Origin of the sequence: Collimonas fungivorans, from assembly GCF_001584145.1 — a bacterium.
GTDB classification, from domain to species: Bacteria; Pseudomonadota; Gammaproteobacteria; order Burkholderiales; family Burkholderiaceae_D; genus Collimonas; species Collimonas fungivorans.
This window is the reverse complement of sequence record NZ_CP013232.1, coordinates 1542115-1565231: the sequence shown is the minus strand read 5'-3', so window position 1 is coordinate 1565231 and position 23117 is coordinate 1542115. Positions and strand designations below refer to the sequence as shown.

The 23117-nt window shown below is 58.8% G+C and carries 22 protein-coding genes and 2 pseudogenes; 14 read left to right on the top strand and 10 right to left on the bottom strand.

Annotated elements, in window-relative coordinates:
- Positions 1-34: 34 nt before the first annotated feature.
- Positions 35-628, bottom strand: a complete 594-nt coding sequence (betI, locus tag CFter6_RS06765; RefSeq protein ID WP_061539283.1) for a transcriptional regulator BetI — start codon at positions 626-628, stop codon at positions 35-37.
- A 278-nt stretch (positions 629-906) separates the two neighbouring features.
- Here betI and CFter6_RS06760 point away from each other — a divergent pair, with 278 nt between their 5' ends.
- The 3 genes from CFter6_RS06760 (at position 907) to CFter6_RS06755 (ending at position 3338) form a co-directional block, all read left to right on the top strand.
- Positions 907-2496: a BCCT family transporter gene (locus tag CFter6_RS06760; RefSeq protein ID WP_061539282.1), complete on the top strand. Its 1590-nt coding sequence runs from the start codon at positions 907-909 to the stop codon at positions 2494-2496.
- A gap of 160 nt (positions 2497-2656) precedes the next feature.
- Positions 2657-3034 (top strand): type II toxin-antitoxin system RelE/ParE family toxin, encoded by a 378-nt coding sequence (locus tag CFter6_RS24945; protein ID WP_082814642.1) that lies wholly within the window; start codon positions 2657-2659, stop codon positions 3032-3034.
- The gene (locus tag CFter6_RS06755; protein WP_061539281.1) at positions 3015-3338 is read left to right on the top strand and encodes an XRE family transcriptional regulator; all 324 of its coding nucleotides are present in this window, start codon (positions 3015-3017) and stop codon (positions 3336-3338) included. The genes CFter6_RS24945 and CFter6_RS06755 overlap by 20 nt, the downstream gene beginning before the upstream one ends.
- Positions 3339-3427: 89 nt before the next feature.
- On the opposite strand, the gene CFter6_RS06750 is transcribed toward CFter6_RS06755, so the two are convergent.
- Together CFter6_RS06750 and CFter6_RS06745 are read right to left on the bottom strand one after the other, a co-directional pair.
- Complete coding sequence (locus CFter6_RS06750; RefSeq protein ID WP_061539280.1) at positions 3428-4726, bottom strand: solute carrier family 23 protein; 1299 nt, start codon at positions 4724-4726, stop codon at positions 3428-3430.
- A gap of 180 nt (positions 4727-4906) precedes the next feature.
- Complete coding sequence (locus CFter6_RS06745) at positions 4907-5425, bottom strand: DUF1269 domain-containing protein (protein ID WP_236904562.1); 519 nt, start codon at positions 5423-5425, stop codon at positions 4907-4909.
- 131 nt (positions 5426-5556) lie between these two features.
- Here CFter6_RS06745 and CFter6_RS06740 point away from each other — a divergent pair, with 131 nt between their 5' ends.
- Positions 5557-5859 (top strand): antibiotic biosynthesis monooxygenase family protein, encoded by a 303-nt coding sequence (locus tag CFter6_RS06740; protein ID WP_061539278.1) that lies wholly within the window; start codon positions 5557-5559, stop codon positions 5857-5859.
- A gap of 211 nt (positions 5860-6070) precedes the next feature.
- Here the strand turns inward: CFter6_RS06740 and CFter6_RS26685 are convergent, their stop codons facing one another.
- Positions 6071-6307: a DUF3563 family protein gene (locus CFter6_RS26685; RefSeq protein WP_061539277.1), complete on the bottom strand. Its 237-nt coding sequence runs from the start codon at positions 6305-6307 to the stop codon at positions 6071-6073.
- A 285-nt stretch (positions 6308-6592) separates the two neighbouring features.
- On the opposite strand from CFter6_RS26685, the gene sbcB reads away from it, so the two are divergent.
- Positions 6593-8026 (top strand): exodeoxyribonuclease I, encoded by a 1434-nt coding sequence (gene sbcB, locus CFter6_RS06730; RefSeq protein WP_061539276.1) that lies wholly within the window; start codon positions 6593-6595, stop codon positions 8024-8026.
- Positions 8027-8157: 131 nt separating this feature from the next.
- Here the strand turns inward: sbcB and CFter6_RS06725 are convergent, their stop codons facing one another.
- The 4 genes from CFter6_RS06725 to CFter6_RS06710 form a co-directional block, all read right to left on the bottom strand.
- Positions 8158-8466 (bottom strand): DUF3861 domain-containing protein, encoded by a 309-nt coding sequence (locus CFter6_RS06725; protein WP_061539275.1) that lies wholly within the window; start codon positions 8464-8466, stop codon positions 8158-8160.
- A 61-nt stretch (positions 8467-8527) separates the two neighbouring features.
- Positions 8528-9097, bottom strand: a complete 570-nt coding sequence (locus CFter6_RS06720; RefSeq protein ID WP_061539274.1) for a PadR family transcriptional regulator — start codon at positions 9095-9097, stop codon at positions 8528-8530.
- A 98-nt stretch (positions 9098-9195) separates the two neighbouring features.
- Positions 9196-9732 carry a spermidine N1-acetyltransferase gene (speG, locus tag CFter6_RS06715; protein ID WP_061539273.1) on the bottom strand — a complete coding sequence of 179 codons (537 nt, stop codon included), beginning with the start codon at positions 9730-9732 and terminating at the stop codon, positions 9196-9198.
- A 40-nt stretch (positions 9733-9772) separates the two neighbouring features.
- Positions 9773-12265, bottom strand: coding sequence for an acyl-CoA dehydrogenase (locus CFter6_RS06710; protein WP_061539272.1), 2493 nt, complete (start codon positions 12263-12265; stop codon positions 9773-9775).
- 498 nt (positions 12266-12763) lie between these two features.
- On the opposite strand from CFter6_RS06710, the gene CFter6_RS06705 reads away from it, so the two are divergent.
- From CFter6_RS06705 to CFter6_RS06680, 6 genes are all read left to right on the top strand, one after another.
- Entirely contained in the window at positions 12764-13882 is a 1119-nt protein-coding gene (locus CFter6_RS06705; RefSeq protein ID WP_082814640.1) for an SDR family oxidoreductase, read from the top strand.
- Between the two features lie 89 nt (positions 13883-13971).
- Positions 13972-14853, top strand: a complete 882-nt coding sequence (gene ypfJ, locus CFter6_RS06700) for a KPN_02809 family neutral zinc metallopeptidase (RefSeq protein WP_061539270.1) — start codon at positions 13972-13974, stop codon at positions 14851-14853.
- 39 nt (positions 14854-14892) lie between these two features.
- On the top strand, positions 14893-15276 hold the full coding sequence (locus CFter6_RS06695; RefSeq protein WP_061539269.1) for an MAPEG family protein: 384 nt from the start codon (positions 14893-14895) through the stop codon (positions 15274-15276).
- A 10-nt stretch (positions 15277-15286) separates the two neighbouring features.
- Positions 15287-15574: a hypothetical protein gene (locus CFter6_RS06690; RefSeq protein WP_061539268.1), complete on the top strand. Its 288-nt coding sequence runs from the start codon at positions 15287-15289 to the stop codon at positions 15572-15574.
- 26 nt (positions 15575-15600) lie between these two features.
- Entirely contained in the window at positions 15601-15831 is a 231-nt protein-coding gene (locus tag CFter6_RS06685) for an RNA-binding S4 domain-containing protein (RefSeq protein WP_061539267.1), read from the top strand.
- A gap of 7 nt (positions 15832-15838) precedes the next feature.
- The gene (locus CFter6_RS06680; protein ID WP_061539266.1) at positions 15839-16438 is read left to right on the top strand and encodes a DUF924 family protein; all 600 of its coding nucleotides are present in this window, start codon (positions 15839-15841) and stop codon (positions 16436-16438) included.
- 12 nt (positions 16439-16450) lie between these two features.
- Here CFter6_RS06680 and CFter6_RS06675 read toward each other — a convergent pair whose 3' ends face one another.
- The gene (locus CFter6_RS06675; RefSeq protein ID WP_061539265.1) at positions 16451-17320 is read right to left on the bottom strand and encodes an MBL fold metallo-hydrolase; all 870 of its coding nucleotides are present in this window, start codon (positions 17318-17320) and stop codon (positions 16451-16453) included.
- Between the two features lie 406 nt (positions 17321-17726).
- Between CFter6_RS06675 and CFter6_RS06670 the strand changes: the two are divergent.
- Positions 17727-19348: pseudogene (locus CFter6_RS06670) on the top strand (bifunctional protein tyrosine phosphatase family protein/NAD(P)/FAD-dependent oxidoreductase).
- A 6-nt stretch (positions 19349-19354) separates the two neighbouring features.
- Here CFter6_RS06670 and CFter6_RS06665 read toward each other — a convergent pair.
- Positions 19355-21648: pseudogene (locus CFter6_RS06665) on the bottom strand (heavy metal translocating P-type ATPase).
- Between the two features lie 116 nt (positions 21649-21764).
- On the opposite strand from CFter6_RS06665, the gene cadR reads away from it, so the two are divergent.
- Positions 21765-22220 carry a Cd(II)/Pb(II)-responsive transcriptional regulator gene (cadR, locus tag CFter6_RS06660; RefSeq protein WP_061539264.1) on the top strand — a complete coding sequence of 152 codons (456 nt, stop codon included), beginning with the start codon at positions 21765-21767 and terminating at the stop codon, positions 22218-22220.
- Between the two features lie 9 nt (positions 22221-22229).
- On the top strand, positions 22230-23111 hold the full coding sequence (locus tag CFter6_RS06655; RefSeq protein ID WP_061539263.1) for a LysR family transcriptional regulator: 882 nt from the start codon (positions 22230-22232) through the stop codon (positions 23109-23111).
- The last annotated feature ends 6 nt before the right edge of the window (positions 23112-23117 follow it).

The following is a 23117-nucleotide window of genomic DNA, read 5'->3' as shown; positions in this document are numbered from 1 at the left end:
CTCCTCAATAGGTTGCTGTCAGATAGATCAAAGATCAGGCCGCGTCTTTTGGGCCGCTGTTCTTTGCCAGTTGGTAATCCAGGTATTCGTAAGCCAGCCGGCGAGCCGCATCGGCATCGAAAGCCGTGCCGGCGAGGGAGCCGCGCAGCCATAAGCCATCGATCATGGCGGCCAGTCCGCGTGCGGCCTGGCGTGCCTGTGCCAGCGGCAGTTCACGCAGGAACTGGCAGCACAGGTTGGAACGCAGGCGCTGGTCATTCACATGCTGCAATCTGCGCAGCGATTCCTGGTGCATGCTGGAAGACCAGAACGCCAGCCAGGTTTTCATGACCGGGCCGCTGACCTGGCTGTCGTTGAAATTGGCGTCGACAATGGCGCGCAGGTGGGCGGCGGCACTGCCTTCTCCAAGCTCGTCGCGCCGCCGCCGGGTATCCGCGCTCAGGTCGTGCAGGATCTGACGCATGGTGGCTTCCAGCAAACCGCTTTTATCGCCGAAATAGTGGCTGATGATGCCGGTCGACAAACCCGCCTGCCGGGCGATCAGGGCAATCGTGGCGTCTGCCAGGCCGACCCGGTCGATCACTTCCAGCGTGGCCTGGATCAGCTGCTTGCGGCGCAATGGCAGCATCTCGTTTCTTTTCCTCAACTCACTCTCCCATTGCGTTCGCGGAAAGCGGTCTACCCATCCGCTGCGTGAAATCAGTATAATTTAAATTGATTGGACGTTCAATCAATTTAAGTTTAGGCTCTCGGCAGCAATAAATGTTTTCTTTTTAAGAACAACATCAAGTCAGAACCCGGCAATAGAATCGGAATGAGGTTTATTTAAATGCAACATCAAACACGTGTAGAAATAATGAGACAGTCAAGCCATTCAGCTATCCCAGTGCACTGCGGGCAGATCAAATGAGCGCCTCTGCCGCCATCGCAGCCCAGCCGGCGAACGCGACCAGGCTCAACCGCCCGGTCTTTTTCTCGTCAGCGCTGCTGATCATCGCCTTCACCATCGTCATCATCGCTTTCCCGCAGGCATCCACCGCCTGGCTGTCGAGCGCACAAGTGACCCTGGCCAACAGTTTCGGCTGGTACTACATGCTGGTAGTGGCTGCTTACCTCGGCTTCATCATCTGGCTGGCGATATCGCCTTACGGCAAAATAAAACTGGGAGCTGACGACGAACAGCCAGCCTTCAGTTACGGCGCCTGGGCCGGCATGCTGTTCTCCTCCGGCATCGGCATTTCCCTGCTGTACTTCGGCGCCTCCGAACCCTTGACGCATTACCTGTATCCGCCGCAAGGCGCAGCGGCAACGCCGGCGGCGGCCAGCCAGGCGATGACGCTGACCTTCCTGCACTGGGGCCTGCACGGCTGGGCCATCTATGCCCTGATCGCCGTTGCGCTGGGCTACTTTGCCTATCGCCACAAGCAACCGTTGGCTTTGCGCACCGCCCTCTATCCGCTGCTCGGCGAACGCGTCCACGGCGCGGCCGGCCACGCCGTGGATTGTTTCGGCATCGTGGTGACCGTGCTGGGCCTGGTCAGCAACCTCGGCATCGGTTCGCTGCAGATCAGCGCCGGCCTGGAACATCTGTTCGGCCTGCAGAACAGCCACAGCACGCTGCTGGCAGTAATCATCGTGATGACGATAGTGGCGACGCTGGCGGCAATCTCAGGCATCGAGACCGGGATCCGCCGCCTGTCGAATCTGAACGTAGTGCTGTTTGCCAGCCTGCTGATCTTTACCTTGTCGATGGGACCGACGCTGCACCTGCTGAATGCCCTGATCCAGAATCTCGGCGACTATGTCAGCAATTTCGTCGGCAAGACTTTTGACCTGTATGCCTATGACCGTCCCAGCGACTGGCTCGGCAAGTGGACCCTGTTCTACTGGGCCTGGTGGATTTCCTGGGCGCCATTCGTCGGCCTGTTCATTGCCCGCATCTCGCGCGGCCGCACCATTCGCGAAGTGGTGACCGGCGTATTGCTGCTGCCGCTGGCGTTCACCCTGGTATGGCTTTCGGTGTTCGGCAACAGCGCCCTGGATCTGTTGATCAACCATGGCGCTGCAGAACTGAGCCGTACCGCGCTGGAACAGCCAGCCATGACCATGTACAAGCTGCTGGCGCACTACCCGTTCGGCACGGCCATGTCAGGCGTGGCGATTTTCGTCGGCTTCGTGCTGTTCCTGACGCCGGCCGACTCGGGCGCCGTGATGCTGGCCAACCTGTCGGTGCGCAGCAACCGCAGTGATAGCGACAACGATGCCGATGCGCCGCACTGGCTGCGGATTTTCTGGTCGGCGCTGATCATGGCGGTAACGGTCGGCCTGATGTTTGCGGATAACATCAGCGCGATTCAAACCACGATCGTGCTGGCGTCGTTGCCGTTCTCGATGGTGCTGGTGCTATATATGGTGTGCCTGATGAAAAGTCTGCAGGCGGAACTCAAACCCGCGGTTGTTGCCGCAGCCACGACAAAGATCGCCGGGCAAACCTGAAATCAGAGACGAACTTTTAAGATTTTCCTGCTGTCCGGCTACTTGGCTTGCTGATTAGACTAAACGACCCGCTCACACATGTGGCGGGTCGTTTTTCTTTGGGTCGTCAAAAGACATCGTATATTCCGTTGATGGAATATACCTTTTATGGAATACTTGAATGGAATGGGAAATTGAATATACCGACGAATTCGACAACTGGTGGCAATCCTTAACTGAGGATGAACAAGAGTCAGTCCATGCGAGTGTTGAATTGCTACAACTACTGGGACCGGATTTGCGCTTCCCTTACACAAGTGGAGTGCATGGCTCCAAGCATTCACACATGCGAGAGCTGCGCACTCAGCACGCGGGTCGCCCCTATCGCACCTTGTTCGCTTTTGATCCGCGTCGCTGCGCGATCTTGCTGTTAGGAGGCGACAAAACCGGCAACCGGCGCTGGTATGACATACATGTGCCGCTTGCAGATCGCCTATATGACGAACATTTAGCTGCATTACGAAAGGAAGGACCCTCAGATGACCAAGAAATTCTCTGAACTGGAGGCCAAGATGTCGCCGGCCTCGCGCGCGCGCGCGAATGCCAAATTCCACGCTTTGCTCGAGGAAATGCCATTGCATGAGTTGCGGCGCGCTCGAGGCCTGTCGCAAAAGGCCTTGGCCGAAGTGCTGCATGTCGAACAACCGGCAATTGCCAAACTTGAACGCCGCGCCGATATGTATATTTCCTCGCTGCGCGCTCATATTGAAGCAATGGGCGGCGAACTGGAAATCATCGCCTGGTTTCCTGACGGCGCGGTAAGAATCCAGAATTTCACCGCACTGGCGTCGGCGGAAATCTAGTGTAAACGCAGGCGGGGCCGCGCTGTTGTTGACTGAACGGCCCCACGCTGCCATGAAATTCTGGTTGCCTGACGAACTAATAATCTACCTTAAGCTTTCCTCTGCCGCAGCAGAGCGTGCAAGATGATCGCACCAAAAGTCGCGGTACCGATGCCACCCAGCGAGAATTGCCCAAGCTTCAGGGTAAAGTCGCCAGCCCCCAGCACCAGGGTCACTGCCGCCACGATCAGGTTGCGGTTGTCGGAAAAGTCCACCTTGTTCTCGACCCAGATGCGTGCACCCGAGACGGCGATCAGGCCGAACACCACGATCGATACGCCGCCCAGCACCGCGCCAGGAATGGTCTGGATCACGGCGCCGAATTTCGGTGAAAAGCCCAGGATGATCGCCAGGCAGGCAGCGACCACAAACACCAGCGTAGAATAGATCTTGGTGACAGCCATCACGCCGATATTCTCGGCGTAAGTGGTGACGCCGGTGCCGCCGACGCTGCCCGATGCGATTGTCGCCAGGCCGTCGCCGACAAAGGCGCGCCCCATGTATTTATCCAGGTTCTGCCCGGTCATGGCGGCCACCGCCTTGATATGGCCGAGGTTTTCCGCCACCAGGATGATGGCGATCGGCGCCAGCAAAGCCATGGCGTCGGCCTTGAATACCGGCGCCGAGAAATGCGGCATGCCGAACCATGCGGCGTTGGCGACAATCGCAAAGTCAATCGGCTTGCCGAGGCCGGCGCCGTTGGTCAGCACGGCGTAAATCACATAGGCCAGCATCAGTCCGACCAGGATCAGCAGGCGCTGCAACATGCCGCGCGCAAACACGGCGACGCCGCCTACGCACAACACCGTCCCCAGCGCCATCCAGGCATCGAAATTGTTGCCGCTGACGCCCTTGACCGCAATCGGCGCCAGGTTCAAGCCGATCACCGCCACCACCGCGCCGGTGACCACCGGCGGCATCAAGGTTTCGATCCAGCGTGTGCCGATCGCCATCACCAGCAGGCCGATCAGCGCGTACAGCACGCCGCAGGCAATAATGCCCCCCAGCGCCACGCCGAGATTCGGATTAAGGCCGTGGCCGCCGTAAGCGCTGACAGCGATGACCAGGCCGATGAACGAAAAGCTGGAGCCGAGATAACTCGGCACCCGGCCGCCGACCAGCACAAAGAACAGCAAGGTGCCGATGCCCGACATGAAAATCGCCAGGTTCGGATCGAAACCCATGAGCAGCGGCGCCAGCACGGTCGAACCGAACATCGCCACAACGTGCTGCACTCCCATGGCAAAAGTCTGCGGCCACGGCAAACGCTCGTCGGCTGCGATGACCTGGCCCTGCCCGTCCGCGGTGCTGGCGCGCAGGCGCCATTTGGGAAAATAAGAAGCCGCCATGAATTTCCTCTCTGATTGTTGTTTTGTTTTTTTACCGGAAGCTAGTGTACGAAGCCCGCCGCAAAATAACAATCGCGGCGAGGAAGAAATGTATTGCGGTTTACATAAAGATTCACATAAAACGCCGCAAAAAAACACCGGCACGATGGCCGGTGTTTTTTTGTCGCTAGTCCGATGCAATTACGGGAAGACAGGAAGATGCTTTTCGACTCCAGAGAAAGCAGCTTCCGGGTGACGCTTTTCAATCAGCTCCTCTATCACCGGCACCCGTTTGAAAGGCACATCGACCAGCAGCAGTATCTTGCCCTCGTCGATCCCGGCATGGAACGCTTTCAGGCGGGAGTTGGGCAGCGCCGCTGCCGCCATGCCCGACATCCAGCTGCCGAGCACCGCGCCGGCCAGCGTCAGCGCTACCAGCGCCAGCCAGTTCAGGTGCACCCATTCGGGTGGAAAATACACCAGCCACATGCCCAGCAACAAACCTATCAAGCCGCCTGCCAGCAGACCGATCTCAGCACCGTTGGCAAGGTCGGTTTTATGAAGCACATTGGCCTCCGGCATATCCGCCGGCAGTTTGCCGTCGGCAGCCCAGAAGTGAATGTTCCGAATCCCCACCCTGGCCAGCAGTAATTCATCAAGCGTGCTGCGTGCACTGGAAACGTCCGGCAACATGAAATAAAGTCGTTGTCTACCCAACATGATGGCCTCCTGTGACTGTGTATACATTCAGCATAGTCAATGAGCGAGGAATCCACAAAGGTTGATTGCCGCCTGTTTTGTCTAAAAATGCGACAATTCCCGTTCCGCCAACCAATCAAGATGGAAACACCATGATTCTCGAATTAGCCGATATCCGCATCCAGCCAAGTAAACAACAGGAATTCGACGCCGCCATCCAGCGCGGAATCGAACAAGTCATCAGCAAAGCCAAGGGATTTGCCGGTTTCAAGATACACAAGGGAATTGAGTCGCCGGAACGTTATGTGCTGACGATTTCCTGGCAAACGCTGGAAAACCATACTGTGGATTTTCGCGAATCGCCGGCATTTGCCGAATGGCGCGCGCTGGTCGGGCCGTTTTTTGCAGTGGCGCCAACCGTCGAGCATTTCACGCTGTTGACGGAATCGAACTGAATTTGTAGCCGAGATATGTGACAAGACATGCGCTGTGTGAGCAGCAGGGCAACCCGTTCTGACGGCCAATGCCGGCGGGATGCCCGACTGCTACGCAGCGATATAGACGAACTGCTGCAGCGAACTGCTGCTCGATACTGAAACTACTTTTTGCTGCAAACACTTGCAGCTTGCTGCCGGCATTCAGCTGCCGTAATACCCGACGTGATGCTTAGAAACCCTTGATCCATGCTGCAGTCTGGGCGCTTTCACGGTCCAGGCGCTGCATGCGGTATTCCAGGTCGTACAGGTCGACGGCTTCTGCCAGGTAAGCTTCCTTGCGTGCTGCTTCCGAACGCTCGTAGGCATTGCCGACACGCTTGAAAAAAGCGGCGATGCTGGTCAGGACGCCGGCGGTTTGCACCGAAGCGGCTGGACGGGAAATGCTGGAACTGTTGCTGATGGTCATTGTAGACATGATGTATTCCTCTTTCGTTTTGCGTTCACCGCAAGCCAATTGTTGCGTCGCACAATCAGAATAGCGTTTCCCCATCAATTATCCAATTTCGATTGCCAATAGCTGTTATCAGTTTTGTGAATTTAAGGGGCTAAAGCCCCGTTTGAACCTGACTTACGATTTGGCCTAAAGCGTTGTAAAACTGCTATACAGGCTTGGAAAGATGACTGTAAACTGCTGCACCTCCTGCTGTTGTTAAGCACTTAATTACGCACCTAAGCACGCACCTGAGCCTCAATGTCCACACATACCTTCCTCTGGCACGACTACGAAACTTTCGGCGTCCAACCGCGGCGCGACCGCCCGGCACAATTTGCGGCGATCCGCACGGATGCCGAACTGAACGAGATCGGCGAGCCGATCATGTTGTATTGCCAACCAGCAAATGATTTTTTGCCGGATCCGCAATCCTGCCTGATCACCGGCATCACGCCGCAGCTGTGCCTGGAACGTGGGGTCCCCGAGCACCAGTTCGCGGCGCAGATCGAAAAAGCGTTTTCCGAACCCGGCACCATAGGCGTCGGTTACAACACGATCCGCTTCGATGACGAGGTCACCCGCTTCCTGTTCTGGCGCAACCTGATCGATCCCTATGCGCGCGAATGGCAGAACCAATGCGGCCGCTGGGATATCCTGGACGTGGTGCGCACCGCCTATGCCCTGCGCCCGGAGGGCATCCAGTGGCCGCTCAACGATGAGGGCCGGCCGAGTTTTCGCCTGGAACACCTGACCGCCGCCAACGGCCTCAGCCATGAAGCCGCGCATGATGCGCTGTCAGACGTGCGGGCCACCATCGGCCTGGCAAGGCTGATCCGGCAGCAGCAGCCGCGACTGTTCGATTTCTGCCTCGCTTTGCACAAGAAAGATCGCGCCGGCGCTGAAATCGGTTTGCCGACGCCGCGGCCATTCCTGCATATTTCCGGCATGTTTCCGGCCGAGCATGGCTGCCTGGCGGTCATGTGGCCGCTCGGCGTGCATCCCACCAACAAGAATGAAATACTGGCCTGGGACCTGGCGTTCGATCCCAGCGAACTGTTTTCCCTGGATGCCGATACCGTGCGCACCCGGCTGTTCAGCAAGACCGCCGACCTGCCCGAAGGCGTAACGCGCCTGCCCTTGAAATCGGTGCACCTGAACAAATCGCCGATGGTGATCAACAAGCTGCAAACCCTCTCCGCCGACATGGCCGCGCGCTGGGGCACGGATATTCCGCTGGCGCTGCGCCATGCGGAAATTGCAGCGCAAGCCCCCGACCTCAGCGGCTTGTGGCGCCAGGTATTCCAGCGCCCCGAAGAAGCGGCGAGCGATGTCGATGAAGACTTGTACGGCGGTTTCGTCGGCAACAACGACCGCCGCAAACTGAATGAACTGCGCGCCATGCCGCCGCAAAAACTGGCGGCAGCCCGCGTCAGTTTTGACGACCAGCGCCTGGAAGAACTGGCATTCCGCTACCGCGCCCGCAATTTTCCTGAAACCCTGGCGGCAGAAGACCAGCAGCGCTGGGAGGAACACCGCGCCGCTCGCCTGTTCGACGGCGAAGGCAAGGCGCGCACGGTCGACATGCTGTTTGAAGAGATAGACAATCTGTCGGAAACGGCCGACGAGCGCGGTGAAGAAATCCTCGGCGCCCTGTATGACTATGCAGAGATGATCGCGCCGGCGCGCGAATAAACATTTGCCGCTGGCTTGTTCCGCCAGGGCTATGCATACAAAGCGGGGCCAGGATAATTTTCACTTGCACGAAAATTATCCTGGCCCCGCGTATCGTCATCTCCCGGGCGGCGTCCCGCTCGGGCCTCTTGTCAATTCTCTGCTTCTGTTACCTGCGGCTGCGCTTTCAGCTTCTGGATAAAATCACGCATGGGCTGGCTGATGTCCGCGAACAGCGGGTTGCTGCGATTTTTCAGCATCACTTCAGTGAACAACTTCAAACCCAGCGCCAGCGAGGCCGCAGTGTCAGCGTCAAACTGGCTTTTGCTGCGCACCTTGTCGACGATCGTGAACAGATCGTCGTGGTTGCCGGTTTCAAAACTGATGGCGGCATGGGTCGGCTCGCCTTGTTTTGGCGTTGCCAGATGCTCCAGGGTGATGCGGTAACGGTGTTCACGCATGGCTGCTCCTTCTTCTTTTCAAACGACTTGCTGTCGCCTGTTGCGGCGATCACGGCTTGTTTCAGATACGTTCGATCTTCACAGCTGCCAGGTCGATGGCGTCGACGATGGCGTGGATCTGATCCTGGCTGAGTTCGCCCTTTTCCAGCCTTGTATGCAATGCCATCCGGAAATTCTGGATTGCTCGCCGCAGCTCCGGCGCCGAACTGCCCGATGCGCGCTGTGCAGTTTCCAGGCGTTGCAGCGCCAGGGCCAGGGCTTCGCTGTTTTCAGCCAGGAACGCGCTGCCTTCCGCTGTGATGCGATACAGTTTCTTGCCGCCGGTTTCCGCTTCGATAGCCGTGTAACCCAATTCTTCCAGCAATGTCAGAGTCGGATAAATCACCCCCGGGCTCGGACTGTAATCGCCCCCGACCAGTTCTTCGATCGCCTTGATGACTTCGTAGCCATGGCGTGGCTTTTCTTGCAACAGCTTGAGAATGACCAGGCGCAGACTGCCCTGCTCAAACATCCTTCCGCCGCGCCCGCCTTCGCGCCGCCCGCCGCGTTCAAACAGACCGCCGCCACGATGTTGCCTTTCGTGGCCCTGATGCATACGGCCGCGGTCGCAGCCTCCTCTATGTCCAAACATGTTTCTTCCTTATCTCATTGAATGAAATACTAAGATATATCTTAGAAATTGCTAAGTCAAGGAGATTTTGATGCCTCAGGGCGCATCTTGAGAAATCTTCAGCGCCCGCGTTTGACCAGGTATTCGGGCTGGAACATGCACATGCGGATGGCGTCGCGATACACGCCATTGATGAAAAACTCGCTTTTCAGTTCGCTTTCCAGCTCGAACCCGCACTTCTGGTAAATATGGATGGCCTTGTGGTTTTCCTTGTCGACATACAGGTAGAGCTTGTACAGGTTGAGCACGCAGAAGGCATATTCAATCGCCAGCCGGGTGGCGCGCTCGGCGTAACCCTTGCCCTGGGCGCCAGGGGCAACGATGATCTGGAATTCCGCGCGCCGGTGGATATGGGTAATCTCGACCAGCTCCACCAGCCCCACCATTTCGCCGTTGTCGCTTTCCAGGATGAAGCGCCGTTCGCTTTGGTCATGGACATGCTGGTCATACAGCTGCACCAGTTCGACATAAGCTTCGTATGGCTCTTCGAACCAATAACGCATGATGTGGCTGTTATTGTCTAGCTGATGCACAAAGTGCAGATCGTTACGCTCCAGAGGCCGCAGTTTCAGGCCCGGTTGCACTAGGGTAGTCATTGGTTTCTCTCTTACTTGTTGCAAATTCCATGGTTGCGGCTCAAGACTGCGCGCGTTTTTGCGCCGATTGCAGCAAGTTGAAATCCTGCGGAAAATCGTCCACCTGCACGCTGATATCGCCGTAACGCGCAAAATCGTGCAAGACCTGCTGCTCGGCTTCCGTGATGTCGCCGCTGGCCGCCGCTGCGGCTACCCAGTACTGCATCTCGATCAAGCTCTGCGGCAGAGGCGGCAGCGTGCCGGCCTGGATCGCCGGCTTGAGCCGCGCTTCAATTGCATTCACCTGCGGGATCAACTGGAACGCCAGCTCGCCGAAGGCATGCGGCGATTGTTCCGCGCTCGGCATGTGCATGCCGGCGGTCAGGCGGTCGCGGCTGCCGCCGTCGGTTTGCATGATCCGGGCTACCGTGCTGTCCAGCGCATCCGATGGCAGCTGGTAAGGTCGCCCGAAAGGAAAGGCGACGAAACGCAGCAGGACTGCCAGCACACGGTTCGGGAAATTCTCCAGCACGCCCAGGTAAGCTTCCTGCGCCTGGTGCAGGGAATCCTGTATCGCCCAATGCACATAGGGTAAATCTTCCTGCGGCCGGCCGTCGTCCTCGTAGCGCTTGAGGACGCTGGACACCAGGTACAGCTGCGACAGGATGTCGCCCAGCCGGCCGGAAATCCGCTCACGGAATTTCAGCGAACCGCCGATGACAAACATCGACATGTCGCTCAGCAGCGCGAAGGCGGCCGACATGCGGTTGACCGCGCGGTAGAAATGCCGCAGCTCCTGCGGCGCCGCGCTCGGCGCGGCTGGCAGGCTGCCGCTGGACAGTCCGGCCAGCAAGGTCCGTGAAAAATTGGCGAACACAAAACTGACATGCGCAAAGAATGCCTGGTCGAAATCGGCCAGGGCCTTGTCTTCATCCTGTCCCTGGCCGGCAGCTGCCATTTCCTTCAGCACATAGGGATGGCAGCGGATTGCACCCTGGCCGAAAATGATCAGGCAGCGCGTCAGGATATTCGCGCCTTCCACCGTAATCGCGATCGGCATCTGCTGGTAGCTGCGCGCCAGGAAATTGTTCGGCCCCATGCAAATACCCTTGCCTCCCAGCACATCCATGCCGGCATTGACCAGCACCCGGCCGCGCTCGGTCACATGGTATTTCGAGATGGCGGAAATCACGGAAGGTTTTTCGCCTGCATCCACCGCCAGCGCCGACAGCCGCCGCACCGCATCCATCAGGTACAAGTTGCCGCCCATGCGCGCCAGCATCTCATGTATGCCTTCGAACTTGCCGATCGGGATCTTGAACTGGTGGCGCATCGCTACGTAAGCACTGGTGCCGCGCACCGCCAGCTTGGAAAAACCGACCGTCGACGACGGCAGGGAGATCGCCCGGCCAGCGGCCAGGCATTCCATCAGCATGCGCCAGCCCTTGCCGATCATGTCGCGGCCGCCGATCACCCAGTCCAGCGGGATGAAAACATCCTTGCCGGAAGTCGGGCCGTTCTGGAACACTGCATTCAAGGGCCAATGGCGGCGGCCGGTCACCACGCCGGGATGGTTGGTAGGGATCAGCGCGCAGGTGATGCCGAGGTCGGTCGATCGATCAGTTGACCCCTCGGCCGCCAGCAAATGGTCCGGATCGTGCATCCGGAACGCCAGGCCCAGCACCGTCGCCACCGGCCCCAGCGTGATGTAGCGCTTGTCCCAGGTAATGCGGAAACCCAGCATTTCCTGGCCGTCGTAACTGCCCGTGCACACCACCCCGATATCCGGGATGGCTGCCGCATCGGAGCCGGCGTAAGGACTGGTCAAGGCAAAACAGGGGATCTCCTCGCCGGCAGCCAGCCGCGGCAGGAAATAATCCTTTTGCACTTCGGTACCGTATTGCAGCAGCAGTTCGGCCGGGCCCAGCGAGTTCGGCACCATCACCGAAATCGCCGCGGCCGAACAGTGCGACGATAACTTCATGATCACCTGCGAGTGCATGTAGGCAGAGAATTCCTTGCCGCCATACCGCTTGGGAATGATCATGCCGAGAAACCCTTTTTCCTTGACGAACTGCCAGGCATGCGGCGACAGGTCCTGCCAGACCTCAGTGCTTTCCCAGTCGCTGACCAGGCCGCACAACTGTTCGACTTCGTTGTCGAAAAAATCCTGCTCTTCAATCGTCAGCTGCGGCGCCGGCAGCTGCAGCAGCTTGTCCCAAGCCGGTTTGCCGGAAAACAGCTCGGCGTCCCACCAGGTGGTGCCGGCTTCGATGGCGTCGCGCTCGGTTTGCGACATGCGCGGCAGGATACGCTGGAATATTTTCAGTATCGGGCGGCTGAGCAAGGCGTAACGCAGCGGCTTGACAGCCACGATCAGGGTCGGTATCACCAGCAGCAGCGACAGCAGTATTGCAGCCAACGCGCCAATCCCGGCAAAACGGAAACCGCCCCCTATCCAGAGCAGAATGGCAAGCAGCCAGATCCAGGCGCTCACGCGCAACTGCATTAATGCCATAGCGCCGACCAGCAACGCTGCGATCCAATAGAACATGTTGACTCCCAATTTGGCGGTTCATCGTGCCACGCGTCTCGGCCACAACCGAGGCAGACGCGCTCGCAATCATGAAGACAGGGGCAGGACTTTATGTGGAACGGACAGCGCAGGCAAAGGCCTTGCCTGAAAAATGGCCCGGCGACCCGTTAATTCTTTAACCTTTGGTCACTTTTTTGCCAAGGAAAGTTCACGAAAAGCAAATTTAAATGTTATACAAAAATTATTTTATGTAAATATTTAGCAATAAATAAGCGATGTCATATTCGTAATATGAAAGCCTTTGTAAATCTTTGTATCCGTTTGTCAACCTTACTATACAATCGCGCGTTACGTTGCTTGTAAACCTGCGCGCCATATGAGAAAAAACTACAAAAAACCGGGCCGCCGAATATAACAACCAACAACTCCTCGCCGTCATGGACACCTCGTCGCCAGCCCAAGCCTGCAAGCAGCCATCAACCCATATAAGATAAGTTACAAGAGCACACGCCTTTCATGAATAATTTAATGTTGATGACCGGTGCAACCGGCTTTTTAGGTGGCGCCAATGCAGTGGAGGCAATTCATCGTGGCCTAGGCAAGAACCTGCTGCTGCTGGCAAGGGCGGAAACTCCGGCCGCAGCGCACGCCAGGGTTATCGAAAATCTGCAGTTGCTGGGCGCGAGCGCGGCCGACGTTGCGCAAATCAGCGTCGAGCAAATCCTCTGCTGCGACTTGTCCGAACTCGACAAGGTCAGCGGCGACCCGCGCCTGGACCAGGTATCGGTGGTGATCCATTCAGCCGCCCTGGCGACTTTCTCGAACCACCCTTTGCTCGAAACAATCAATGTCGACGGCACTTTGGCGCTCGGCAAGCTGATGCACCGGCGGCCGGCCTTGAAGCGCTTCATGTATATCGGCACCGCCATGGCTTGCGGCGAAGGCGCCGGCATCAATGCCGTGGTGAAAGAACGGATCGACCTCCCGCTCGGCGATGAACATCTGGTGGCCTATACCCGCTCCAAGGCAATGGGCGAAAAGAAATTGCGCGACACTTATCCTGACCTGCCGGTAGTGTATGTCAGGCCATCGATCATTGTCGGCCATACGGTACTGGGCTGCGCGCCGTCGCAAAGCATTTTCTGGGTCTTCATGGTCTGGCAGTTGCTGGGAGCACTGACTACCTCACTCGACGAAAAAGTCGATGTGGTGCCGGTCGACTGGTGCGCCCAGGCCATCATCGACCTGGCCCAGAAAGAGACGCTGACGCATAACGTTTTCCATATCTCGGCCGGCCTCGGCTCCAGCGTATCGTTCCGGGAAATCGACCTGGCGCTGGCGGCGGCGCGCGGCATCGAACCGATTGGCGCCACTTACAAGCAGATCACGCCGGACGCCATCGCCACGCTGTTGCCGCGCATGCGTGAATGCGTACCCGAATGCAATGACCGCCTGCTGTTGCGCGCACTCAAGCTGTATGGCGCTTTCGCCGGCCTGAATTATGTATTTGATAATCAAAACCTGCTGACCGAAGGGATCCGCCCTGCCCCGCTGTTTACCGATTACATTGCGCTCTGCGTCGAATCGGCAAAACACATCCCGATTGCCGAGCAGATGAAGTGGGACTTCAAGTAGATTTTTTACAATATCTCACAGTAGTTTTGCGTCTATATCCGTAGCCATTCCGTTAGAATTGCTTACTAAAGTCAACAGGGGAAGCAGCCATGAAATGGGAAGGCAATCGGGAAAGTGACAACGTCGAAGACCGCCGCAGCGACGGCGGCGGCGGCGGTTTCGGCGGCGGCCGCTCCATCGGCCTCGGCACTATTGCGATTGCCCTGGTGGCTTCGTATTTCTTCGGCATCAGCCCGAGCACCGTACTGAGCCTGCTCAGCGGCGGACCGGTCAGCCAGCCGCAATCGCAGCAAGCCCCCGGCCCCAACCGCGCCGCGCCGGCGGCCGAAGACCGCCAGACCAAGTTCGTGCGCACCGTGCTGGCCGATACCGAAGACGTCTGGACCCAGATTTTCCGCGCCAACGGCAAGACCTATCCGGCGCCGACCCTGGTGCTGTTTTCCGGCGCCACGCAAACTGCCTGCGGCACCGGCCAGACCGCGTCCGGCCCTTTCTATTGCCCCGGCGACCGCAAGGTATACATCGACCTCAGCTTTTATCAATTGATGCAGCAGCGCTTCCATGTCTCCGGCGAATTTGCCCAGGCTTACGTGATCGCCCATGAAGTCGGACACCATGTGCAAAACCTGATGGGCATCATGGACAAGGTCAACAGCGCCGAACGCCAGATGTCGAAAGCACAGGCAAACGCCATGTCGGTGCGGCTGGAATTGCAAGCCGACTGCCTGGCCGGCGTCTGGGCCTTCCACGCCAACCAGGCGCGCAGCATCCTGGAGCAAGGCGATGTCGAAGGCGCCCTGAACGCGGCCACCGCGATCGGCGACGATGCCCTGCAAAAACAGGAGCAGGGATATGTGGTGCCCGATTCGTTCACCCACGGCACTTCGGCGCAGCGGGTACGCTGGTTCAAGCAGGGCGTCAGCAGCGGCGAAGTCAAATCCTGCAATACGTTTGAAGTCAAAACGCTTTAGCGGCAGCGTGCCACCTTATAACCGGACCAAGAAAATTCCATGACGATTGCCTACTGGTGCGTACTGATTGCCGGATTGATGCCGCTGTTTACGGTCGTCTTCGCCAAGCGCGGCCGCCCTGACTTTGACAACTCTGAACCGCGCGCCTGGCTGGAGCAACAGTCGGGACTGCGGCGCCGCGCCGATTATGCCCACCGCAATCATTTCGAGGCCTTCCCGTTTTTTGCCGCCGGCGTGATCATTGCGCAGCAAGTGCATGCGCCGCAAAACATGCTGAATCTGCTGGCGGTATTATTTATCGTCGCCCGCGTCGTCTACACTGTCTTGTACCTGACTGACCGTCCCAGCCTGCGTTCAGCCGTGTGGACTATTGCATTCCTGTCCGCGATCGGTTTGTTCGTGCTGGCCGGGCTGACGCATTAAAAATTACATCATGCAACACCAGGACACGATTCAACACTTGCGCGAAGCCTTGAGCGCATTGCAGAACAAGAGCAGCACCGTGGCAACCCTGTGCCAGGCCTGGCGCGCGCAAACCGCGCTGCTGTCGGCGCTGCCGCCGCGTTTTGCGGAAGTCGCGGAAAATTTTCTCGGACGGCTGGAAGCAAGCAACCTGTTCACAGAGGAAAGCTGCTCGTTCAGCCAGCAGGATTTGCTGGACAACCTGCACGTCTGGCTGGACCAGGCGCAACTGGCGTTGAGCCGCACCGCCAACACCTGATATTTATTCATCTTCATCGGAATGCTATGCAACAACTGGAACTACGCCTCAACAGCGACTATGTCGAACTCAATCAACTGCTCAAGCTGACCGGCGTGTGCGACAGCGGCGGCGCCGGCAAGGCGCTGGTCGCCAGCGGCGTGGTTGCCGTCGACGGCAAGATCGAACTGCGCAAGACCTGCAAGATCCAGGCTGGCCAGAAAGTCACCATCGGCGATCTGCTTATCTACGTGCTGCCTCGGCGCAGCGCCGGCTGACTACCGGATGGAAAATATCCAGGCGATCAGGGAATTCTGGTTTGGCGACAGTCAGGACGACGTCACCGCCGCCAACCGGCAAGCTGGCCTGTGGTGGGGCAAAAATCCTGATGTCGATCTGCAGATCAGGCAGCGCTTTGAAACGACCTTGCTGGCCGCCGAGAACAACCAGCTGGCAGACTGGGAAAATACACCGCAAGGCGTAGTTGCCCTGGTCCTGCTGACCGATCAGTTCCCCCGCAACATGTACCGCAATACGCCACGTTCATTTGCCTTCGATACGCTGGCGCGCGGCTTTTGCCGCAAGGGCCTGCAAGCCGATTTTTATGCAGCGCTGCGCCCGATCGAACGCATCTTCCTGCACTTGCCCCTGACGCATTCGGAACTGCTGCAAGACCAGGAGCAGGCAGTGACGCTTGGCGCAGCACTGGTAGCGCAAGTTGCGGCCAGCCAGAAGGAATGTTTTGCCGGCTACCTGTCGTTCGCCATCCGGCATCGCGACATCATCGCGCGCTTTGGCCGGTTCCCGCACCGCAACCAGATCCTGCAACGGCAATCGACGCCTGCAGAACTGGAATTCCTGCAGCAGCCCGGATCGTCTTTTTAAGACCCTTCAGCTTTACAAAGCAACGTTCAGAGGGATCTTCAGGTAACTCACGCCATTCTCTTCCGCCGCCGGCAATACGCCGGCGCAGATGTTGAGCTGGATCGAGGGTAGCATCAGGGTCGGCAAGACCAGCGTGGCGTCGCGCTGGTTGCGCATGGCGATGAATTCGCTTTCGCTGATGCCGTCGCGCACATGGATGTTTTTTGCATGCTGCTCGGCGACTGTCGACTCGCAGGCCGGGCGCCGGCCGTCTGGCGGATAATCGTGGCAGACGAACAGCCGGGTCGATGGCGGCAAGCTGAGCAGCTTGCCTGCCGACCGATACAAGGCGCTGGCGCTGCCGCCGGGAAAATCGCAGCGCGCAGTGCCGAGGTCCGGCATGAACAGCGTGTCGCCGACAAACGCCACGTCCTGCCCCACCAGGTAAGCCATGTCGGCCGGCGTATGGCCCGGGACATGCAGCGCTTGCGCAGGCAGGCTGCCGATATGGAAAAGCTCGTCCGGCGCGAACAAATGATCGAACTGGGCGCCGTCCAGTAAAAATTCCGATTGCAGGTTGAAGATTTTCTTGAATACCCCCTGCACTACCCGGATCTGGTCGCCGATGGCGATTGCGCCGCCCAAGCGCCGGCGCAGGTAAGGCGCCGCCGAAATGTGATCGGCGTGGGCGTGGGTTTCCAGCAGCCATTGCACCTTCAGGCTCTTGCTGTGCACGAATTCGATCACCCGGTCAGCCGCGACGGTCGACGTGCGGCCGGCGACCGGATCGTAATCGAGCACCGAATCGATAATCGCGCACTCGTTGCCTGCCGCGGCATAAACCACATAAGTAAACGTCGCGGTGTTCTCATCAAAAATGACTTCTATTTGTGGACTTGCCATCTATATTCATCCTCAACTTAACAATACGTAACTATATATAAACATATACAACATTGACAAATGCCTAATCCATCTTATATTATTAACAATCAAACAAGTAGCAGGCAAGCAGCAATGCCTGGATTGAACAGATAATTTCACTGGAGCAAAACAAGATATAGCGCGGCCGCGAGCCCTGACCGCACATTGTTAACAGAATTGGTAAACCAAGGTCAATCCCTGACTTCCGTCAGTCCACCCTGGCGCCGGCAAAGCAACATTATCCGCGCCTTCCCGCGTTGCCAACTTTAACAGGCCGCCACCCTCGCCCGGCAAGCCGCGCCCGCTCGCCAGGTTTTGGTCGCAAACAAGCAGATTCAAGCAGGTTCAAACAAACCCAAGTAAGTAGTGCCACCCGCCCATCATGATGGAATCAGCACCTATGAACTTTAATCTCTTCAAGCATAACGACCTGTTTTCAACTGCCAGCCAAATCGGACTGGAAGACTTGCCCATCATCCTGGCCGCCGGCTACAAATCGGTGATCTGCAATCGCCCTGACGGCGAAGACGGCGGCCACCACGTCGGCAGCAAGGAACTGGCCGCGGCTTGCGAAGCGCTTGGCCTTGCCTTCAGCTACCTGCCCGCCGACGCCACCCATCTCAGCAAAGAACACGGCACAGCGCTGCGCCTGCTGCTGGCCGACATGCCGGCCCCGGTCCTGGCCTTTTGCCGCACCGGCAACCGCTCGACCAACATTTTCCGGCTGGCGAACCTGATCGATACGCCGATCCAGGCAGCCGGCGCCGGGAACGACAAACTCAAGCAGTATGAAATCGTGATCGTCGGCGGCGGTTCCGCCGGCATCACGGTTGCGAGCAGCTTGCTCAAGCGCGCTCCGAACGCCCAGATCGCCATCGTCGACCCCAGCAGCCAGCATTATTACCAGCCGGCCTGGACGCTGGTCGGGCGCGGCATTTTCGACAGCAAAAAAACCGTACGGCCGATGGCGTCGCTGATACCTAGTGCTGCGCAGTGGATCCCGCAGGCAGTGTCTGAATTCTTGCCTGACCATAACCGCATCCGGCTCGACAACGGCTGCCTGATCGCCTACCAGCAACTGATCGTCTGCCCGGCTTGCGGCTTGCATGGGAGAAGATAGAGGGCCTGGAACAGACTTTGGGTAAAAACGGCGTGACCTCGAATTACCGCCACGACCTGGCCCCTTATACCTGGCAACTGGTATCACAATTAAAACACGGCAAGGCACTGTTTTCGCAACCGGCCATGCCGATAAAATGTGCCGGCGCGCCGCAAAAAGCCATGTACCTCTCGTGCGACTACTGGCTGCGCAGAGGCGTGCTGAAGCAGATAGAGGTCGAATTCAACAGCGCCGGCACTGCACTGTTCGGCGTCGCCGCATTCGTGCCGCCGCTGATGCGCTATGTCAAAAAATACCAGGCGCGCCTGGTGCTTGAATCGAATCTGGTCAAGGTCGACGGTCCAAACCGGCTGGCGTGGTTCGACGTCAAGGACAATGCCGGCAGCAGCAGCCGCCAGCAAAAATCGTTTGACATGCTGCACGCGGTGCCGCCGCAGGTTGCCCCGGATGCAGTACGCAACAGTCCGCTAGCCAATGTCGATGGCTGGTGCGAAGTCGATCCTGCTTCGCTGCGGCACGTCCGTTACCGCAATGTGTTCGCACTGGGAGATGTGTGCTCGACCGCTAACGCCAAGACCGTCGCGGCAATCCGCAAACAGGCCGTAGTGGTGGCAAGCAACCTGCTCGCCTCCTGCGCCGGCAAAGCGCTGGACGCACGTTACGACGGGTATGGCGCTTGCCCGCTGACGGTCGAAAAGGGCAAAGTGATACTGGCCGAGTTCGGTTATGGCGGCAAGCTGCTGCCGACCTTCCGGCTCGACCCGACCGTCGCCCGGCGCAGCGCCTGGTTGCTGAAGACCACCGTGCTGCCCTGGGTTTACTGGAAGCTGATGCTGAGAGGCAAAGAGTGGCTGGCGAAGTCATCGGAATCCGCCGAGAATCCGTAGTCGGCGTTATGCCCGCAGCAATCTCAAGCCGTTAAACACTACCAGCAGGCTCGCTCCCATATCCGCGAACACCGCCATCCACAGGGTGGCTTCGCCGCTCAGCGCCAGCACCAGGAAAATGGCCTTGATGCTCAAAGCCAAAGTGATGTTTTGCATCAGCACCGTGTGCGTCTTTTTGCTTAAGCGGATGAAATCCGCAATCTTGCGCAGGTCGTCATCCATCAGCGCCACATCGGCCGTTTCCAGCGCCGTGTCGCTGCCCGCCGCTCCCATGGCAAATCCGATATCGGCTTGCGCCAGCGCCGGCGCATCGTTGATGCCGTCGCCCACCATGCCGACGTAGCCGTAACGCGCGCGCAAGTCGTTGATGGCGTCGCGCTTGTCTTGCGGCAGCTGGTCGCCGCGGGCGTCGCTGATGCCGACCTGGGTTGCGATGGCTTGCGCGGTATGCGCATTGTCGCCGGTCAGCATGACTGCCTCGACCCCGATCGCGTGCAGCCTGGCGACCGCTTCGACTGCGATGTCGCGCACCGTATCGGCCACCGCCAGGATCAGCAAAGGTTGGCTCGCCGAACATAGCACCACCGTAGTCTTGCCCGCGCTCTCCAGCGCCGACAGGCGCGCTTCCAGTTCAGGGCTGCAGATATCCATCTCATGCACCAGGCGATGATTGCCGAGATAGAATTGCTGGCCGTCGATGCTGCCCTGTACGCCGCGCCCTGTCAACGCCTCAAATGCGCCGACTTCAAACAGGTTTCCGCCATTGGCCAAGGTTTGCCAGTGCGCCGCTACCGCACCCGATACCGGATGGTCGGAACGGCTGGCCAGGCTCGCGGCCTGGCGTTGCAGCTGCAGCAGCAGGCCATCATCGGCCGTCGGCTGCACCAGCTGCACGTCGGTGACGCGCGGCCTGCCCAAGGTCAGCGTGCCAGTCTTGTCCAGCGCCAACGCCTTGATCTTGCGCCCCATCTCCAGGTACACCCCGCCCTTGACCAGCACGCCGCTCCGGGCCGCTGCCGCCAGCCCGCTCACCACTGTCACCGGCGTCGAAATCACCAGCGCGCAAGGACAGGCGATTACCAGCAGCACCAAGGCCTTGTATAGCCACGGATAGAACGCCGCGCCCAGCAGCAGCGGCGGCAAGGTGGCAACCAGCAACGCAGCCAGCACCACTACAGGGATGTAATAGCGTGCAAACTGATCGACGAAACGCTGGGTCGGCGCGCGCTCGCCCTGCGCCTGCTGCACGCTCTTGATGATGCGCGCCAAGGTCGAATTGGCTTGCAGCGCCGTCACCCGATAGACAAAGGAACCGCGCTCGTTGATGGTGCCGGCAAACACCTGGTCGCCGGCCTGTTTTTCCACAGGCATGCTCTCGCCGGTAATGGCCCCTGGTTGATGGTAGTCTGGCCTTCGGTCACCTGGCCATCCAGCGGCACGCGCGCACCCGGCTTGACGCGGATCAGCGCCGCCAATGCCACCTCTCCGGTAGCAATCTCGCGCCACTCGCCGTCGGCGCCTTGCACCGTCGCCAGGTCCGGCGCCATCGCCATCAGCCCTTTGATTGCATTGCGGGCCCGGTCCAGCGACAAGGCTTCGATCATTTCCGCCAGCGCGAACAGGAAGATCACCACCGCCGCTTCCGGCCATTGGCCGATGATGGCGGCGCCTATCACTGCCAGCGACATCAGGAAATTCATGTTGAGGGAAAAATTGCGCAAGGCAATCCAGCCCTTTTTCAAGGTATCCAGGCCGCCGCTCAGGATCGCCACCAGCGCCAGGCCGATCACCAGCCATGAGCTGTCCTGGCCGCCGCTCCAGACCACCACCTCGGCGCCTATCGCGGTGATGCCGGAAAGCGCCATCAGCAACCACTTCCTGCGGGATATCTTGGAAGCGCCGTCGTCGCCGGCGGCCAGGTCGACGGCGCCGGTCAGGGTATCCGATTTGAGCGCCGGCTCCATGTCCAGCGCCTTCAAGGCAGCAACGATGGCGTCCACCGAAGCCAGGCGATGCTGGACCGTCAGTTCGCGCTGGATCAGGTTGAATTGCATGGCTTCGATGCCGGCCATGCTCTTGAACCTGTCGCGGATCAGCTTTTCTTCAGTGGGACAATCCATATTCTGGATCAGGAACACCGCCTGTTCTGCTCCTGCAAGCGGCGGCGCGCGGCCGGCGGCGGACGCGCCCGCGTCTGCCTGCGCATGCTGGTGCTGATGGTCATGCTTATGATCGTGCCTATGACCATGCTCATGCTGGTGATCGTGATGGTCGCGATGGTTATCTTCGCAATGGCTCATGGCGTACTCCTTGATTCGGGTTTTGAGGATGCAATTGATTACTCCTTGCATATTTAAAACCCTGTAGCTACTATAAGGTCAAGGATTTATCTCGAAATAACCCGGAAAGAGCTGCCATGAGCGCAATTACACTCAAAATCGGAGAGCTGGCCAGCCACGCCGGCTGTCCGGTGGAAACCATTCGCTACTACGAACGCGAAGGCCTGCTGCCCCTGGCGACGCGCTCGCAAAACAATTACCGCTTGTACGGACAGGCGCATATCGAGCGCCTGCAGTTCATCCGCCATTGCCGTTCGCTGGACATGACGCTGGACGAAGTACGCAGGTTATTGCAGTTTCGAGATTTGCCGGAAGACAATTGCGCCGAAGTCAACAGCTTGCTGGACCACCATATCGAGCATGTCGCCGACCGCATCAGCGAATTGAAGGCATTGCAGACCCAGCTCAAACAGTTGCGCAAGCAATGCCAGAAAACGCAAGCTGCCAAGGATTGCGGCATCCTGCAAGGCCTGGCTGACATGGAAGACGAAGCGCCGGCCAACCTTGGCAGCCATGGCGGCGGCGTCCATTAAACCGACAAGATGAACATTCACTCCGACGATCTGCGGATTTTTATCGCCGTGGTTGACAGCGGCACGCTCAGCGCCGCCGCCGAACAGCTGGGCCAGACCACGTCCGGCCTGAGCCGGGCCTTGTCACGACTGGAACAAAAACTGGCTACTTCGCTCCTCACGCGCACCACGCGCCGCATGGAGCTGACGGAAGAAGGCCATCTTTTCCTGGAAAAGGCGCGCACGATCATCGCGGCGATGGAAGAAGCCGAAGAGGCGATCCAGGTGCGCCACCAGAGACCGTCAGGACGCCTGCGGGTGGACGCTTCGCCACCCTTCATGCTGCATTGCATAGTGCCGCACATCGCCGAATTCCGCAGCAACTACCCGGACATCACGCTGGAGCTGACCAGCAACGACCAGAACATCGACCTGCTGCAGCAGCGCACCGACATCGCCATCCGCCACGGCGCCTTGCAAGACTCGATGCTGCATGCACGCCGCCTCGGATCCAGTCTGCAGCACATCGTCGCCAGTCCCGAGTACCTGCGCAAACATGGTACGCCAGCCAGAGCGGAAGAACTGAAGCAGCATCAGCTGATCGGCTTCACGCAACCGGAGTCGCTGAATACCTGGCCGCTGCGGCAGCAGCTGGAAGAAAACCTGACCATCAGTCCGACGCTGCTGGCGTCCGGCGGCGAAACCATACGTCAGCTGGCGCTGCACGGGCTGGGAATTACCTGCCTGTCGGCGTTCATGGTGCGCGAGGATATCGCTCAGGGGACTTTGGTCGATATCCTCGCGGACCATAACAATGGCTACCGCCAGCAAATCCACGCGGTGTACTACAGGAACACCCAGCTGGCGCGGCGCATCACCTGCTTCCTGGATTTCCTGCAGCTAAAACTCTAGGATGCG

Coding starts and splice junctions, on each gene's coding strand:
- CFter6_RS06760 (WP_061539282.1), top strand. CDS start 907: ATGAGCGCCTCTGCCGCCATCGCAGCCCAGCCGGCGAACGCGACCAGG.
- CFter6_RS24945 (WP_082814642.1), top strand. CDS start 2,657: ATGGAATGGGAAATTGAATATACCGACGAATTCGACAACTGGTGGCAA.
- CFter6_RS06655 (WP_061539263.1), top strand. CDS start 22,230: ATGAACATTCACTCCGACGATCTGCGGATTTTTATCGCCGTGGTTGAC.
- CFter6_RS06710 (WP_061539272.1), bottom strand. CDS start 12,265: ATGTTCTATTGGATCGCAGCGTTGCTGGTCGGCGCTATGGCATTAATG.
- CFter6_RS06720 (WP_061539274.1), bottom strand. CDS start 9,097: ATGTTTGGACATAGAGGAGGCTGCGACCGCGGCCGTATGCATCAGGGC.
- cadR (WP_061539264.1), top strand. CDS start 21,765: ATGAGCGCAATTACACTCAAAATCGGAGAGCTGGCCAGCCACGCCGGC.
- CFter6_RS06705 (WP_082814640.1), top strand. CDS start 12,764: ATGAATAATTTAATGTTGATGACCGGTGCAACCGGCTTTTTAGGTGGC.
- CFter6_RS06740 (WP_061539278.1), top strand. CDS start 5,557: ATGATTCTCGAATTAGCCGATATCCGCATCCAGCCAAGTAAACAACAG.
- CFter6_RS06745 (WP_236904562.1), bottom strand. CDS start 5,425: ATGTTGGGTAGACAACGACTTTATTTCATGTTGCCGGACGTTTCCAGT.
- CFter6_RS06755 (WP_061539281.1), top strand. CDS start 3,015: ATGACCAAGAAATTCTCTGAACTGGAGGCCAAGATGTCGCCGGCCTCG.
- betI (WP_061539283.1), bottom strand. CDS start 628: ATGCTGCCATTGCGCCGCAAGCAGCTGATCCAGGCCACGCTGGAAGTG.
- CFter6_RS26685 (WP_061539277.1), bottom strand. CDS start 6,307: ATGACCATCAGCAACAGTTCCAGCATTTCCCGTCCAGCCGCTTCGGTG.
- CFter6_RS06675 (WP_061539265.1), bottom strand. CDS start 17,320: ATGGCAAGTCCACAAATAGAAGTCATTTTTGATGAGAACACCGCGACG.
- CFter6_RS06690 (WP_061539268.1), top strand. CDS start 15,287: ATGCAACACCAGGACACGATTCAACACTTGCGCGAAGCCTTGAGCGCA.
- ypfJ (WP_061539270.1), top strand. CDS start 13,972: ATGAAATGGGAAGGCAATCGGGAAAGTGACAACGTCGAAGACCGCCGC.
- CFter6_RS06685 (WP_061539267.1), top strand. CDS start 15,601: ATGCAACAACTGGAACTACGCCTCAACAGCGACTATGTCGAACTCAAT.
- CFter6_RS06695 (WP_061539269.1), top strand. CDS start 14,893: ATGACGATTGCCTACTGGTGCGTACTGATTGCCGGATTGATGCCGCTG.
- CFter6_RS06725 (WP_061539275.1), bottom strand. CDS start 8,466: ATGCGTGAACACCGTTACCGCATCACCCTGGAGCATCTGGCAACGCCA.
- CFter6_RS06750 (WP_061539280.1), bottom strand. CDS start 4,726: ATGGCGGCTTCTTATTTTCCCAAATGGCGCCTGCGCGCCAGCACCGCG.
- speG (WP_061539273.1), bottom strand. CDS start 9,732: ATGACTACCCTAGTGCAACCGGGCCTGAAACTGCGGCCTCTGGAGCGT.
- CFter6_RS06680 (WP_061539266.1), top strand. CDS start 15,839: ATGGAAAATATCCAGGCGATCAGGGAATTCTGGTTTGGCGACAGTCAG.
- sbcB (WP_061539276.1), top strand. CDS start 6,593: ATGTCCACACATACCTTCCTCTGGCACGACTACGAAACTTTCGGCGTC.